The following is a 15,976-nucleotide window of genomic DNA, read 5'->3' on the forward strand; positions in this document are numbered from 1 at the left end:
TCCGAAACCGAGAAACAGACCGTTTCAACTCACACATAGCCGACGGTTTTCAACAGATAAAAAAGGGACAAACCGTCGCCTGTCCCATTCCGTCAGAGAGGATCAGTTAAACCATCCGCTGGCCTTGTCTGCGGCGGCCTTTCCCGCATTCTCAATCCCGCTTCCCATTCGCTCCTTGAGATGCTTATCGCCCTCGCTCTCGTTGCGAATGGCATCGCCGACGGCGGACTTGTTGCTGATTTCAGCACGCCGTTCAGCTGCATCCAGCTGCATCTGGTTTTTCTGCTCTTCATCTACCAGCTTGCTGCGGGCATGATTACGGGCTTTGGAAAGCTCCAGTTCCGCGCGGCGGGCGTCCATCTCCATTTTCATGTTTTCCAGCTCCATCTGTCGCAGCTGATCCTGGTAGGACTGCTCGCGCTGCTTATCGGCCATCCGTTCCTGATGTGCCTCCCGCTGTGCGGCAAGCTGCTGCTGCTCTCGCTTGAGGCGGGCCTGCGCTGCGGCACGCTGGCGCTGTGCTGCGACGGCCTGTTCATGGCGTAGATGGGCCTGGTGGGTGGCTTCTTCCTGCGCCTGCCTGTTAGCCTCCTCTCTAACCCCTTGCTGTTCGGCGGCGGCGACTGCGCTTAGCTGGGATGATAGGGGACTGGCGCAGGTCAGCGTCGGCATAGCCAGCAGCAGGGCGATTAATGGCTTGCGCATGTTAGACCCCGCTTATGATTTTTTCGGGCAGGCCGCGTTCGGTTGGATACGGGTTTCCCCTTTCTCCATAGAGATTACCAGTGCGATACCCGGCTGGAACTGGCAGGTTTCTCCAACCTGAGTCGAGGTGTAGATCTTGCTGCCCTCTTTGTAGGTCAGGGAGACGCCGTGTACCAGTACCTTGTCTTTTACCAGTGAGCCTGCGGCGGCGCCGGTTGCAGCACCGGCGGCACCACCTGCAACGGCGCCTGCTTTTGATCCATGTCCCAGATTGTAGCCGCCGGCGGCTCCGGCAACGGTACCCAAGATAGCGCCGACGGCCTGAGCCATCTCTTTGTTCTCTTTATTATCTACAGCAACCTTAGCAGGCAGAATAGAAATAATATTGACGGTTTTGCTCTCCTGCTTCTGATTCAACTGCGTCGGATTATAGACATCGGCGGCGTATTGATCTGCATTATTCATACAACCGGAAAGTAATAAAGATGAGGATAGAGCCAGGAGTGCACAGGAAGTTTTTAATTTCATTTAATATACCATTCTCTGTCAAAAAACGCATGGTGGCACGAGATGCCACGGCGGAATTTCATTACGTAAGAGTTCTCTCGCCGTTTGTGACGGTGAGTGAGAGGAAGAGGATTTGGACAATCGAATTATTCTGCCAGTTTGATTATAAATGCTAATGCATTTACATTCTAGGCTGTGATTATCGTCTCTAGCACAGTGCAAGGAGCGATAGATTAATTTATAACTGATTGGATTTAACGCTTTTTATCTTCCGAAAGTGATTCTATGCCCGCTGTCTCATGCTGTAAACCCTGAGGGGGGGGCATTGTGCTTTGAAAAATACTTAACATTTGACTTAGTGCGCCATTATTATCTGTTGATTTGCGTTAATCCGCTATGCTTAGGTGGGTAAGGGGTAATATATAAAATTAGTTAATGTGTTTGTCGTGTATTTACTGATATACATAAAGCGTTATGTTATTTGATAATGGTCAAGCTGGAGCGGGTAATAGTATAAAAAACAGTTCAATGCTGGGTTTATTTTATGAATTTATTGCGTTAATGTTGTGTTGTTTTTCCTATTGGGTTCTGTACTGTTATTTTATGTTGTATGAATTGGCGCATTAAGCATCCTTGCCAATGGGTTGTTGAATAGATAGATTTTATGCTGTTAGCTCAATGTCGTGACTAACCCCAGCGACGAAAAATCATGGGGTTGGAACGTGTAGGGAAACACGTCTCCTGAAACGCTTAGTTTTTTTCACCAAACACAGATCCAGCAAACAGCATGATTAACTATTATTCAACAACACTCATTACCAATAGTCTCACTGGGCATCTGTTTGTCAGCCCGGCAGCGGATATCTATCAGGATATCCTCTGCCGGGTAAACGGCGCCGTGAGCGGTGTGGCCTAACGGGTATACAGCGACGGCATTCCCTCAGGGCGAGTCTTAAAGCGGCGGTGCAGCCAGAGGTATTGCTCCGGTGCGCGCAGGATCTCGCGCTCGATAATGCGGTTCATGAAGGTGGCGGCCTGAACCAGATCGTGTGCTGGGTAGCCTTCCAGCTCGGGCTCAATAATCAGCTGGTAGCCCTGGGCACCGGGTTTGCGGATCAGGACGGTGGTCAGTATCACGGCGTTGGATAGCCGGGCCAGGGTGGCGGTGCCGTTGGTGGTGGCGGCGCTGCTGACGGCAAAGAATGGCGCAAAGGAGCTGCCGCGCGGACCGTAGTCCTGATCGGGGGCGAACCAGATCGCCTCGCCGCTTTTCAGCGCTCCGACGATCCCTTTCAGGTTTTTGCGATCCAGCATCTGTTTATTGCCGCGCGAGCGCCCGCGGGTCTGCAGGTATTCCAGCACCGGATTGTTATGTGGGCGGTAGACCGCCATCATGGGATTACACAGCCCCATGACCCGCCCTCCGAGGTCGAGCGACATGAAGTGGACGCCGACGGCCAGTACTCCTTTTCCTTTCGCCCGTGCTGACTGCATATGCTCCAGACCGGAGACATCAAACCAGCGGCGGATGCGGCGATCAGACCAAAACCAGGCGATGCCGAGCTCAAACAGCGAGATCCCCAGGGACTTAAAGTTTTCCCTGACGATATATTCGATCTGTTCTGGCGTTTTCTGTGGAAAGCATAGCGTCAGGTTTTGACGGGCGATGGAGACGCGCCGGGCCATCAGCCGCATGGCGCACAGGCCGAGAAAGCGTCCCAGGGCGCAGAGCCAGCGGTAGGGCATCTGTACCAGCAGATAGAGCAGGCCAATACCCAGCCATAGGCTGAAGTAGCGGGGATGCAGGAATGCGTGGCGGAAATGAAGCGGCTTTTTCATTGAAAACCTTATTTTTATCTATTGAACTGCTTATTATTTTTATCGCCATGGCAAAATGATACTGCCATGATTTTTTATGTTATTTTTATCTGTGTCTTTGGGTGCTATGTCTATTTAATTAATCCGTATCTATTTCCTATATATATTATTGACAGGTTTTATAGCATCTCTTTTGTATTATATCAGAGTCATGCCATGGTGACGTTGTGGGGAGGAACCGATGTCCGTTAGTTTCTGATTTTCAGATAAAACCTACTGTTAGCGGGAAAACGGCGCATCAGAGAAGAATGCTGGCGGGAAGAGCCCGGGAGTTCGGTCGAATAAATGCGAAATGTTTGCCCTATGGGTGCAAACCAGCGCTGCATTAACTCACGCACAGGGGGTTTTAGCAAGTTCTATTTTGTCAGGACAGTGGGATGGGCGCGGGTGATTAGTCTGATAAATGTTGTTGCAGTAGTGATATATAAAATATATTCACCTGGTGTGGCATTATTTAAGCATATCCGGGATGGCGGGGGGCGGCGTCGCTGCGGCCCCCTTTTTTTCCGATTGTGCGGGTGTTAGCCGCGGTTGAGTGTTAGTACCTGCGGCTGTGCAGCGTGGGTGGTGACGTGCAGCAGGGTATTATCGCCCTGGCGGATCAGACTGGTGCCGCTGACCGGCTGTGCCAGCTGCCAGTGGCCTTTCAGCGTCAGCTGTGCACGCTGGGGCTCCGGTTCACTGCTGCGCCAGGGACGGGAGTAGATGCTCACCTCTTGCTGTTTACCGTCGGCGTCGCGCTGTTCGGGATCGTCCCCCTGATACAGCGCCAGATCCGGGTTGACGACGCTCAGGCGCAGGGTGTCTCCGCCCGGTGCCAGCATGGCCATCAGTGGCGCGTCGGTGGCGAGCAGCAGACCGTCGCCCTGATGCTGGGCGGCACGGAAGAAGGCATAGCCCTCCTGCCCGCTGAGCTGGTCGCGGACGGCGTGCAGCGTATCGTCCTTTTGCAGAACCCGGTAAGCGGGCGCCTTGGTGTCTGGGTCATCGATGGCGATGGCATACTCATACCCCTGCTGCTGCGGCGCGGTGCCATGCAGCAGGCTGGCGACGGCAAACAGTCCCTGCGTCGGCGCATCGTTACGATCGTCGATAGAGTGCTGCTGACGGTAGCTGACCCGTACCTGCTGGCCTGCCGGCAACCAGTAGCTGTTACCCGCCGGATCGACCAGATGGGCCGCCCCCTGCAGCGTCCGCAGACTGTCCGGCTGCGTGATCCGCTCTCCGTTGACACCGATCGGCTGCTGCTGTGGGACGGCAAACTGGAACAGGGTGGTCTCTGTCGGGTGCTGGCTGTCGCTGTTGCTGATGTTGGAGCCCAGTGCAATCACGCGGTTATCGAACAGGAAGTAGGATTTATTCGCGCGCAGACTCTCCTGCCCATACTTGCTGTGGCCGTGCAGCTTCATCGCAAACATGCTGTTGCCGTCCAGGGCGTTGGCGCCGACGTAGCGCTCTGTCGACAGCAGCATCTCTTCGATGCCCGCCCCCGGCAGCTGGTTCAGCTGCGCTTTTAGCTGGGGATAGGGCAGGATCACCGTCGTGGTGCCCGGATAGCGGTTCCAGTCCCAGCCCGCGTGACGGAATCCCTGTCGTTCAGGATCGGCCGGGATGATCTCCAGTTGGCCATATTGTAGGTAGCGGCCGTAGCGGTTGTTCTTCTCATAGCTTTCGTTACCCACCAGATAGCGGCTGAAGCCGCGGGCGATGGCCAGCCAGGAGCGCCCGTCATTCTGCTGCCCTGCGCGGCGCTGTATGGCCATCGCCGCATAGTTCATCGCCCAGGCGCCGCTGGGCTCGGCCTCGGCGGCGATCTCGGCGAACTGCGTCTCTCCGGCCAGGCGGGCATAGGCGGCGGCCAGATCCTGATCGACCGGTTGGCTACCGTCCGGCGTACCGGCCAGCGCCATCCACTTAAACGGCGCAATGGCAATACTGTGCAGACCGGTGGGGTGCCGACCGCTGAGGGTCAGTGGGATCTGGGTTTCCTTGGTGTAGATGCGCATTTTTAGCAGCACCTCTTTCAGCCGCTGGTGCGCCTCCGTCGGCAGGCGGAAAGGCGAGCTGCTCATGGCATAGACCGTCGGCGCCAGCCCGCCGAAGGCGTCCTTGGCGTAGGCCGGGTAGTGCTGGGAGTGGTGGAAGATGGAACCATCGGGCTTAAAGCCGCCGCCGACCCCCCTGGAGCTTAATACGGTTTTTGCCAGCCACTGGCTGGTCTGGGCCAGCAGCGCATCGCGCTGGGCGGGATCCGGCAGCATCAGAATGCTCTTCACCATCCACTGCAGCTGGGTGTTGAGGATGTCCACATTGGCATCCACAATGTCTGCCGCAGGTTCAAAGATGCGCCCGGTGGCGTTGTACCACATCATGGCCTGCTGCGTCGGCGCCAGCAGATGGTGCTGAGCCAGCAGGTTGCGCTGAATAAACCAGGCGTCGAACAGCTCCCGGGTCTGATAGCCGACGTGGGTGATGATCTGGTAGCCGCTGCCGCGGGCGAAGCCCTGATCGAGCACATAGCGGGTGGTATCCAGGAACTGGCGCTGCAGCGCGTCGCGCTGCTGTGCCGTCAGGCTGTCGCTGCGCAGGTAGCGCGCGCTTTGCAGCAGCGTTTTGCCGACGTCGCGAATGGGATTTCCCGCGGTGAGGGCATCGAGGGTCTGCGGGGTGAAGACCCCCTTCACCTTCATAAAGTGTTGGCGGTTAGGGTGGTCGAGCGGGGTTCCACCGACGGTACCATCCGCCAGCGTACGGATGCCCAGACGGCGGTAGGCCTCAAGGTTCTGCCCGACCTGTTCGGGGCTGACGCGGCTGTCGCTGCGGATCCCCTGGTAGTCGTCGAAGCGACGGTACAGTGAGGCGCTCGGACCGCTGCTGTCGCTGAACGCGACATCGAAGTTGAGGGTGGGGAAGCGCTGACGCAGCATTTCGTCATACATCAGCAGCGCGCTCCAGTTTTTGCTGACCATGTCGTTGACCGCGCGATTGGCAAACGGCGTCGTATAGTCGGGGAGCGGCCAGCGGTTATCCACCGGCACCGCCGGTATCAGCTGATCAAAATAGAGCGTACCGGCCTGAGTCGGCGCGGTGATGGTCAGACGATCCATCGCGGCGCCCGGCGTGCCTTGCATATCGCGATAGGGGACGGCGATGCCGCGCCAGCCCTGAAAGTTGAGGCTGGCCTGAAAGTGGGCGTCGCTGCGTTCGCCCTGGCCAAAGCGGAAGGTGAGCATATCGTCCACGGGCTGCTCATTGTAAACCCAGACCATAAAGGTCAGCGGGGTCGCGCTGTCGGCGGCATCGCGGTAGCGGATCGGGGTCTTTACGGTCAGGGTGGCGCCGGGCTGATAGCGCCACTGCAGCGCGTGCTGTCCATCCTTGGCGCGCAGATCGCTGATGCGTAGGGTGGCATTATGGGTGGAGATCGACGCCGGCAGCGTCTGTTCAAACAGATAAACGTGACCGGCGCCCGGCTCCTGGCTGACCGAGGGCAGGGCGGCGCAGAGGGGGGCCGACAGACAGGCCAGCAGCCCCAGAGTGATGGTATTGATGCCGTGATGGTTTTGCATGGGCGGGAATTCCATTATCAAGCGTGAAACAAGGCGGGCGGGGGAACCCCCCGCCCGCGTTTCGTTTAGGGCATTTTCTTCAGCGCAATTTGCTGGGGGATGCCGAAATCGATGCTGAACCGCAGGCGGGTTTCGTCGCCGCGCGCGGTGCAGGCGATCCCATCGGCCGGAGCGGCAGGCTGCCAGCGGCCCCGCAGGGTGACTTCGATGGTGACCGGTTTGGCCGCCTTCTGGCGCGTCATATTCAGATCCGGCGTCACTGCGCTGAGCACCAGGCCGTCGTCCTGTGGCCGGGTCATCACGATGGCCGGGCGGTTGACGCCGATCACCGGGCCATCCTTCAGGGTTTGCGTCCGGTAAAAGACATAGCCGGTGACCTGGCTGGCGTTGTCACGGATCACGTGTACACCATCCTGGCTATGGATAACCGTGAAGGGGGCATTCCCCTGCTTCAGCTGCTGTGCCAGTCCGTGCATGCGCTGTGGCGTGGCGTCAAGCACCACCAGATACTGGTAGGCGCCGTTCTTGACTGCCTTGCCATGATTGAGCCAGGCGACGCTGAACTCCCCCTCCGTCGGGGCCATGCTCTTATTGTCGGCGGAGTGCTGCAGCTGGCGGCGTACCTCAGCCGTCGGCCCCTGCACCAGCAGGTAGCCGTTGCCATCGGCGTCGATCAGCCAGTCGCCGTCCTGCAGGCTTCCCTGCCAGGTAGCCGCATCGATACGCTGGCCGTTGACCCAGATTGCGCTGTCACGTCCCGCTGCATTGGCCAACTGGAACAGGGTGGTCTCCAGCGCATGTTTATCATCGCTGCTGTTCAGATCGCTGCCGACCATGATCAGACGGTCATCGACGGCCAGGACGCTTTTCAGCGCGCTCAATGCCTGATCGAAGCTGGGTTGATCACGCATCGGGCGCAGATCGAAGGCCAGCATGCCATAGCGGCCATCCAGTGATGAGGTGCCGCTGAATGGGTGGGTACCGCGCTGCATCAGAGTATGGCGATTCGGGCTGTTGAGCGCCTCCAGCGGCAGATGCAGCGTGGTCGCCCCCGGCATGCGGTTCCAGTCCCATCCCGCCTGACGGTAGCCTTGTTCCTCCTGCGGGCCGAGAGAGGCGATCTGGACGACGCCGTGGCTCTGGTAGCGGCCATAGCGGTTGTCCTTAAGATAGATCTCAGAGGACCAGACGTTGCTGTTAAATGCCTTCAGGGTCACCATCTTGTCGTGCCAGCGGTGAATGCCGAAGGCGCCGCCGTTGAAGGCATAGAACCCCTGCGGCAGCGCCGCTGGCTGAAGGCTTTCGCCGAACAGGGTCTTCGCATCCGCCGCCGTTTTGTTTGCCAGGCGCAGGTAGATGGCGGCCAGGGTGGCATCAGGCCGTTTGTCATAGGAGATGGCCAGCCAGTAATAGGCGTTGGTCAGACTTTCCAGCGAAGGGGAGTTAAACGGATGGCGTCCGGCCAGCGAAATGCCGGTCTGCGGATTGCTGTAGATCCAGGCGGCCACCATGGCCTGCTTGAGCTTGTCCAGACCGTCCTGTTGCAGGGCAAAGGGGGTACCGCGCAGCAGATAGGCCAGCTGGGCCGCATTCTTGAAGGCCGGGAAGGAGTAACCCGGGTAGTTCCCCTCGTGGCGCCAGGCGGTGCCGTCGGGACGCAGGCCGTCGTTACTGCCCGGCGGCGTCTGGGCCAGAGCATCGCTGATGTAGTGGCTGAAGCTGTTCAGCAGGTCGATACGCTGCTGCGGGTCGGGCTCCAGCAGCAGCAGGGCCAGATGTTGGCGCGACAGGGTATTGAAGTAGTCCAGGTTGCTGCTCTCGGGTCCAACCTTCATGTCGAAGCTGGCCTTAAACTCGCGTGAGTACCACAGCAGGGCGTCGTAGACCGGCTGCGTCAGCCTGGCCTGATCCAGCACCGGGTTCATCAGCAGCGCCGAGATGTACCACCAGCGGGCACTGTAGCCCCAGTGGTGGGTGGTGACCAGACCGCTGCCCCGGGCGAAGCCCTGGTCGAGCAGGTGGCGGGTCATCAGCAGGTACATATCGGCCAGCTGGCGTTGTACGGCAGGGTCGCTGTTTTGACGGTAAGCGTGGCTGATATTGAACATCAGCGTGGTGTAGTCCCCCAGGATGACATAGCGATCGAACTTGGCCTTATCCTGCGCGCTCAGGTGTTCCGGCTGGTAGAGGATCTTCTGTTTATCGGTGATCAGATGGCGGCCGCTGAGGGTGCCGTCGGCGGCCTGGCGGATCTGCAGGGCGTCGAAGGCGGCGCGTAGTTTGCCCAGATCCGCCTCGGCTTTCAGGGTGCTGTCCTGCGGGCCGTTGACAAATTCGTCGATCAGGCGCTGGCGGATCAACTCGACGCCGGCCTGGCTGGCAGGCGTCATCGCCAGCGTCGGCGTGGCACGATGGAACTGGATCTCCGGTTCGGTATAGCGGGTTTTGACATGGTAGTCAGACCATTGATAGCGCGCGTCATCCACCGAGATCATCACCCGGTCAATGAACAGGCGGCCAGACTTCTCGCCAGATGGAGCACGGAAGCGAATGGTGTCGATACGATCGCCGAGGGTACGCCCCACGCTGGGCTCCGCCGCGTCCTCGTCGCTGCGTACGCCGGCGCCACTCATCTCCCGGTTGGCCAGATCGTTGTTCAGCGAGACGCCGACGGCGCGCCAGCCGCGGAAGTTCAGTTTGACCTGGGTACCGGCGTCGGCCTCATTGGTGCCGTTCAGACCATTACCGAGATCGACGGTCAGGACATCATCGATGGGATGCTCGTTGTAGATCCAGAACGACAGTACCGGCGTGGCGGCCCGTCCCCAGATCTTGGAGACCTGGGCATCCGTCGGAATGTTCATGGCGTGGCGCAGCAGCAGGCTGCCGCCGCGCTGCCAGTCCCAGACCAGCGCCTGTTCCCCCATGATGGCGCGCTTATCGCTCAGGGCGACGCGCGATCCGGGCGTAGTGGTGATGTCGCGGAGATCTTCCGGCTGATCAAAGCTGTAGATCTTTGAGCGCATCATTTCGGCGCGATCCTTGGCCGTGGCATCCGGTGCAGCCATGGCCGGTGCGTTGAGGAGCAGGGCCGCGATGGATGCGGCCAGCAGGGTGCGATGCATGGATAACATGGTAGATTCCCTTTCCCGTATGCGCCGGTTAGAAACGATTGCCCAGGGTCAGGCCGATAACGCCTTCGCCGTAGCGGTCATCGCGGTTATAGCCCACACCGATCCCCAGGTTGAGCGACTCGCTGATATCCATGCGTGCGCTGGCATCGACGCGCAGCTGATTGCCACCCACCCGGGCGCCAACGGTCTCAAAGGTCGAGCCGCCGTTGGTGATGGAGACCAGCGCATGCTGCTGGAGGATGCGGCGATCGCCATCGAGATCGTGCAGGTAGCTGACCCGCATCGATGGCGTCAGCGTACCCCAGCCGGTGGCGTACTGCGCCCAGGCACTCAGGCCGCCACCCAGGTGGTTCAGGCTGTATTTCTGGCTGCTGTTGCTCAGGGAGAGGATGGAGCCGCTTTCACGCCAGGAGTCAAAGTTGAGCCACTGGTACTGGTAGGTGAGCATCGGGCGCAGGTGCAGGGCGCCCAGCTCCAGATTCAGACCCGCGTTGAGCTGGTAGCCCGCCTGCATGCCGGTATAGTCACCGTTGGCCCGGGTTTCTCCCTGCCAGCCGCTGTCGCCGCCGATCTGGCGTTCGCTGTTGACGCGCAGATAGCCGATGTTGAGGTTACCGTCGGCGAACAGTATGCCGCTGCGCCAGCCGAGGTAGGGCATCAGTTCGACCGCATCGATGCGTTTGCTCTGGGTCACACCGCGGCTGTCGGCCTGGCTATGGCTATAGCCGAGGGCGAAGCCGAGCATGGCGCTGTCGTCGATCTCCTGATCGGCGCCCAGGCTGATGCCGTAGCGGTTGATGCGAAAGCCGGTGGCGTAGTCATTGCCGCTCTGGGTGCCGTGGCCGTACAGGGTATTGACCCACAGGTTCCAGCCGCTGTCGCGCTCCTGCAGCGGTAGCTGACCCAGATAGCCGAGCTGGCGCTGGGCGATATTGTTGCGCATGTCGCCGACCAATTGGTTGGCGGCGCGGATCTCACTGCCGTCGCTGTTGGGGGTCATCTGGTTGGCCAGTGTCGCGATGGCTTCGGCGTTGCTGCCGGCGGAGACCAGCAGCGCCAGCGCCTGGTCAGAGGCGGCGCTGTGGGTACCGTTAAATTCACTGAGTACGTTGGGGACGATGAAGGCGGTGGTGCGCAGCGCATTGGATGAGGCGCCGCCCTGCTCCGCCAGGGCGGCAAAGATGCTGGCACCGCCGTAGCTGACACCGTAGTTGACGATCAGCTGATTACCGCTGACACCGCCGTTCATCTGCGGCGGAGAGGCCTCTATCCAGGAGTTGGTTTGGGTCAGCAGCGGGGAGATGTCGAGTTTGGCACCATCCGTACCGGTGATAGTGACCTTGTCGGCGTTGGTGATGCCCTCGGTGGCCTCGATCAGCACAATATCTTTATTGATAATGTTCGAAATATGACTGCCATTGTACCCCATGCTGACGGTGCTGCCTTCCTTATGGAGGGAGAGTTTGTCGACCCGCAGTATGGCTTCATCCAGGTTGGTCCGGTCGTTGAGCTGAAAGACCAGATTACTGTCTTTCTGGTTTACGAAGGTTCCGCCGAAGTGGATGGTGCTGTCTTGTCCGATTATGGTCAGTGTGCCCCAGTTTTCGACCGTATTAAATCCGCTGATATTGTTACCGTTGAAGATGGCGGTACTGTTGTTAAGGGCAAAGTTGATCTTGTTGCCTTTTTCGGTGTTACCGTTGCCCAGGATATCGCCGATAATGGTGCTGCCCTCGACGATGTCTGCGCGCATCGGCCCGCTTGCCTGACGAAAGTCCATGGCGATGCCATTGCCGCCCTGGACGGTTGCACCGCCTTTGACACTGAAGATTCGTCCGGGGGTGAAACTCCCGTCGACCTGAATGGCAGTGCCCTGGTCACTGATTATGTTGACGCCGTTGATATAGACATTGCTGGTGACCGTGGTGCCTTTTTCAACCAGCATAGCGGGGGTGTCCGGAGCACTGACGACGATATTTTTATTTATCGTTGCGCCGCTCTCGCCAATGATCATGGTATTGCAGATATCGCTGGCGGGATCGCAATCTGCCGCCCAGGCAGTATTATAGAGTGCAGAGACAATGGCGGTATAAAGGAAAAGATGCTGGTATTTATTCACGTGATAACCTCGGTGTTGGTATTCTTATTAGTGGATTAGAAACTGGCGCGTACGGCAACCTTAAAGTAGTCGTACTCGGTTTTCTTATCGCTATCTTTGGTTTTGATTTTTTCGTGATAATACTCAGTCATGACACGCCACTGATTATTAATCGGGTAAGCCAGCTGCAATGTGTAGCGTGACATATCTTTCTTGATCACATCACCCAGGGCATTACGCTCGGTAATTTCGCCGAATACTGATTGACGGGTTGAAGGTGAAATGACTAAGCCGATGGGGGTGTTCCAGTTTAAATATAAACGCACCTGCTGATTGCGTTGGATTTCACGGGTGTCAAACTCATTCTGCTTATTGGCGTGCTTGCCACCTTGGAAATAGGCCAGGGTAGTATTGATATTGGGAGTAATAAAGTAACGAATACCCGGCTCGAATTCCCATGACAGATAATCGGTGTTGGTGGTCAGCCCTTTCTTCAGATCCTCTTTCTTTTCGATGCTGAACATGCCGCTGCCCGCCAGCGCCCAGCTGTTGGAGAGGTTGTAGTAATAGGAGGTCTTGGTGCTATAGAAATCGACGGTGAGGCGGTTGCCATTGTCATAGGAGGTAGTATCCTGGCGTACCTTGAAGCTGGGCTGGATCCAACCGTTATTGATCTTGTAGCGATAGCCCGCCTGGAGATCCAAACGCTGATAGCGGCTGTTGTTATCGGCTTCACGCTGACGTAGTCCGGCATCAAAATACCAGTTTGATTTAGTTGGGTTAATATTGATATCTAAGCGGTAACCCGAATAGTTCGCAGGCGTATCGTAGTCGGCGGTTTCCCAGGAAAATATGGTATTAATATTGGCCGCTTGCGCACAGAGGGAGGTCAGCGACAGTGCAATAAACGATCCCAGAAGTAATTGATTGTTCTTGTTCATAGCATTCCTTACGATAATATCAACCGTGATGAATTAATGCTTTTGTTTATATTGTTATGGTTGTCTTTCGCACGTAAAGCCATCGCTGCCCTTACTATCGACAGCGCCGACAGTAAGGGGAGGGGAAAATACGTACGCTGGGTTGCGTTAACTGGCTTTAGCGCACTCAGCCACTTTTTTATTCAGTTTATTGGTGGTGGCGGTGGTAAATTCAACCGGACGCCAAGAGTCACCGGTTTTTTCCAGCCATGGAATTAATTCTTCATCGGTGAGTTTTTTAATCAGATGATCATTGCCAGAGGCAATATTCTTCATCTGATAGGGATCGTTAATATTATCGTACAAGGTATATTTCAGCGGCTGGCCATCCTGTCTATCGATAACCAGAGTATGGCTGGCGGTACGTACACCGCGGCGGCCGAAAGAGGGTTCGCCGTAGGGAACAAACAGGTACAGCTGGGAGCTGGCCGTTTCGCCCTTACCCTCGGTGATGCGCGATGCCAGGTTGCTGCCCTCGACCGTGCCGGGGATCCACTGTTCCAGTCCCATCAGACCGAGGATGGTCGGGTAGATGTCCGGCGCCGACATCAGTGCATCGTCGTTGCCCGGGGCGATCTTGCCCGGCAGGCGGAACATCATCGGGATGCGTATCGCCTCTTCATATGCCACGTTTTTGGTCGGTTGGCCATTGGCCCCGAGACAGCAGCCGTGATCGGAGAAGAACACCACCAGGGTGTTATCCGCCAGCCCCTGCTTGTCCAGCTCAGCCAGGATGCGGCCAAATTGTTCGTCGACCCCGTTGACCATCGCCATATACTCCTTGAAGTACTGCGGGCCATAGCCTTCCTGATAGTTGGCCTGCCAGTCGACGTTGGGACGGGTGTTGAGATCGCGCGAGCTCTTGCCCGGGAAGCGGTCCAGGTATTTTTGCGGCACCTGATCGTAGGGGGAGTGCGGCGGGTTCATGGACACCACCAGCGCGAACGGCTTGTCGGCGGCGCGGAAGCTGCCTTTCTCATTGCGCAGGAACTTAATGGCCATATCGGCTTCGTGTTCGGCGCTCCACTGATCGACATACACCGGCGACTCACGCGGCGTATTATTGCCCCAGTACATCGGGCGCATATGCAGATCGTAGGTGCCGTAGGAGTACCAGAAGTCAAAGCCGTGGCGGCGATCCGGTGCGGTCCACTCGTTCCAGTAGCGCCCCTCCATCGGGTTGTTGTAGCTCTCTATAAAGGGGGCGTGGGGGGCGTCCAGATGCCATTTGCCGATGTAACCGGTGCTGTAGTCCAGCTTTTTCAGTACGTCTGACCAACATTGGGCATAACGCGACAGCTCAATTCCGACCTTGCCGCCAAAGTCATGTGCGTTGCCGGTGATGCCGTTGCGGATCGGGTACTGCCCGGTCATCAGCATGCCGCGGAACGGTGTACACAGCGGGTAGTTGGATACGGCCTGGCGCATTACGCGAGACTGTTTGGCGAAGGCGTTCAAATTCGGCGTCAGTGAGGGGTCCTGTCCCATAAACTGCAGCGCCTGGGTACGGAATTCGTCGGGAAACACGATCAGCAGATTCGGCGCATTTGCCGGTCTGGCCAGTGCACCTTTTCCCTGCTCCTGTCCCAGCGTGGCGGCGATGGCAGCCGGCGCAGAGATGGCTGCACCTCCGGCGGCCAATCCTTTCAGAAAGCTCCTGCGAGTAACGGACATCAACCCCCCTTATTGCTTTTGCGTTTTCTTTCGTTTGGTTTTTACACATCTTATTTATACTTTTTGTGCAGCTCAAATCATAAATTAACGAAAATTATGGAAATTAAAGCAAGATCACACTAAATACAGCGCAGCGTGATGAAAGGGCGAGAAGAGGGAGATAAAACTGTGAGGGAGTTAACAGGTATTTCCGCGTAGTCTACGGTTTTTAAAGGCATTAGTATGCGATAGTCATGCGGATATCGTTAGGGTTAAGGCAACGGGTTTCCGTGGCGAACCGGCGCTGACCGTCGCGCGCTGAAAATAGCAACGCATGTAATCGAAAGCGTCGTGATTAATAGATAAATAACGATAAATCATGTTATTGCATTTTTTTTTATTTTATAGAAATAAAAACGAAAGAATGATGCACAGCAAGATTGTGCGATAAATGATCTTTGTCTTTCAATGGTTTTCGTTACTGTCATAAGGCTCTCGCAGGTGCTCGGCGACAGCCGCGAGCTCCTCCTGCAGCGAGACGATAAGGGCATCTACGACGGCAGAGCCGGGACGGTGGCGCGGGCGGATCAGGCTGACGGTAAAGGGAACGGCTACGCTGAAGGGGCGCCATGCCAGCCCGCGGCCGACGAAGTCCAGTGCGGTCAGCGGATTGACGATAGACAGCCCGATTCCCTGACGCACCAGGGCGCAGACGGCGGCGGCACTGTGGGTTTCTGCCACCATCCGGCGTGCGACCCCGGCCCGTTGAAACAGGGCATCCAGGGTATGGCGATAGCTATCACCGGCCGACAGGCTGATATAGGGCTGCGCCGCAAAGTGCGCCGGGGTCAGGATGGCATGGTGTAGCAGCGGGTGATCGGCCGGCATGACGCAGACCTCATTCAGCGTCGCCAGGGCGTGGCGCTCGCAGCCCGGCGGCGTGCTGCACTCTTCCGTCAGTCCCAGATCGTAACGCTGGGCCGAAAGCCACTCTTCCAGCAGGGGAGACTCCTGCGGGGTAATGGTAAGGCTGACCTCCGGATAGCATTCAAGAAAGCGGCGGCAGACCTGCGGCAGCAGAGACTGAGAGAATGCCGGCAGGCAGACGATGTCCAATGTGGCGCGGCGGAACTGGCGGATCTGGCTGGCGGCGTCCTCGATACGCTCAAGACCACAGTAGGCGCGCTGCACCTCTTCAAACAGCTGTAGTCCCTGGGCGGTTGGCCGCAGCCGACCGCGTACCCGGTCGAACAGCTTCAGTGCCAGCAGCTGCTCAAAGCGGGCCAGTTCGCGGCTGACGGTCGGCTGAGATGTACGTAGCTGCGTGGCAGCCTCGGTGAGATTGCCGCTGGTCATCACGGCATGGAAGATGGCGACCTGACGCAGGGAAATACGGTGCATGGTGGGCTCCGGCGGCACACGGCCGTACAGGAAACGGGCGTATTCCATATC

General features: G+C 57.7%; 9 protein-coding genes. All 9 read right to left on the bottom strand.

The features are described from left to right. Window positions 1-102 precede the first annotated feature (102 nt). A complete protein-coding gene (locus EIEH_RS10775; protein ID WP_015872520.1) occupies window positions 103-705 on the bottom strand; it encodes a DUF5384 family protein in 603 nt (200 codons plus the stop codon). A gap of 12 nt (window positions 706-717) precedes the next feature. Continuing rightward, window positions 718-1,233 carry a hypothetical protein gene (locus tag EIEH_RS10780; RefSeq protein WP_015872519.1) on the bottom strand — a complete coding sequence of 172 codons (516 nt, stop codon included), beginning with the start codon at window positions 1,231-1,233 and terminating at the stop codon, window positions 718-720. Window positions 1,234-2,124: 891 nt separating this feature from the next. Beyond that, window positions 2,125-3,051 (bottom strand): LpxL/LpxP family Kdo(2)-lipid IV(A) lauroyl/palmitoleoyl acyltransferase, encoded by a 927-nt coding sequence (gene lpxL / locus EIEH_RS10785; protein ID WP_015872515.1) that lies wholly within the window; start codon window positions 3,049-3,051, stop codon window positions 2,125-2,127. Between the two features lie 560 nt (window positions 3,052-3,611). Next, complete coding sequence (locus tag EIEH_RS10790) at window positions 3,612-6,659, bottom strand: chondroitinase family polysaccharide lyase (RefSeq protein WP_015872513.1); 3,048 nt, start codon at window positions 6,657-6,659, stop codon at window positions 3,612-3,614. Between the two features lie 65 nt (window positions 6,660-6,724). Next, window positions 6,725-9,793 carry a chondroitinase family polysaccharide lyase gene (locus EIEH_RS10795; RefSeq protein WP_015872512.1) on the bottom strand — a complete coding sequence of 1,023 codons (3,069 nt, stop codon included), beginning with the start codon at window positions 9,791-9,793 and terminating at the stop codon, window positions 6,725-6,727. 28 nt (window positions 9,794-9,821) lie between these two features. After that, window positions 9,822-11,912, bottom strand: coding sequence for an autotransporter family protein (locus EIEH_RS10800; RefSeq protein WP_015872511.1), 2,091 nt, complete (start codon window positions 11,910-11,912; stop codon window positions 9,822-9,824). Between the two features lie 35 nt (window positions 11,913-11,947). Next, complete coding sequence (locus EIEH_RS10805) at window positions 11,948-12,832, bottom strand: OmpG porin family protein (protein ID WP_015872510.1); 885 nt, start codon at window positions 12,830-12,832, stop codon at window positions 11,948-11,950. Between the two features lie 147 nt (window positions 12,833-12,979). Continuing rightward, window positions 12,980-14,545, bottom strand: coding sequence for a sulfatase family protein (locus tag EIEH_RS10810; protein WP_035609534.1), 1,566 nt, complete (start codon window positions 14,543-14,545; stop codon window positions 12,980-12,982). A 444-nt stretch (window positions 14,546-14,989) separates the two neighbouring features. Continuing rightward, entirely contained in the window at window positions 14,990-15,925 is a 936-nt protein-coding gene (locus EIEH_RS10815) for a LysR family transcriptional regulator (RefSeq protein WP_035609551.1), read from the bottom strand. Window positions 15,926-15,976: the final 51 nt, after the last annotated feature.

This window comes from Edwardsiella ictaluri ATCC 33202, assembly GCF_000264785.1.
Lineage (GTDB): Bacteria > Pseudomonadota > Gammaproteobacteria > Enterobacterales > Enterobacteriaceae > Edwardsiella > Edwardsiella ictaluri.

Excerpts from the sequence above, each read along its gene's own strand:
- EIEH_RS10815 (WP_035609551.1), bottom strand. The coding sequence starts at position 15,925 with ATGCACCGTATTTCCCTGCGTCAGGTCGCCATCTTCCATGCCGTGATG.
- lpxL (WP_015872515.1), bottom strand. The coding sequence starts at position 3,051 with ATGAAAAAGCCGCTTCATTTCCGCCACGCATTCCTGCATCCCCGCTAC.
- EIEH_RS10780 (WP_015872519.1), bottom strand. The coding sequence starts at position 1,233 with ATGAAATTAAAAACTTCCTGTGCACTCCTGGCTCTATCCTCATCTTTA.
- EIEH_RS10810 (WP_035609534.1), bottom strand. The coding sequence starts at position 14,545 with ATGTCCGTTACTCGCAGGAGCTTTCTGAAAGGATTGGCCGCCGGAGGT.
- EIEH_RS10775 (WP_015872520.1), bottom strand. The coding sequence starts at position 705 with ATGCGCAAGCCATTAATCGCCCTGCTGCTGGCTATGCCGACGCTGACC.
- EIEH_RS10795 (WP_015872512.1), bottom strand. The coding sequence starts at position 9,793 with ATGTTATCCATGCATCGCACCCTGCTGGCCGCATCCATCGCGGCCCTG.
- EIEH_RS10805 (WP_015872510.1), bottom strand. The coding sequence starts at position 12,832 with ATGAACAAGAACAATCAATTACTTCTGGGATCGTTTATTGCACTGTCG.
- EIEH_RS10790 (WP_015872513.1), bottom strand. The coding sequence starts at position 6,659 with ATGCAAAACCATCACGGCATCAATACCATCACTCTGGGGCTGCTGGCC.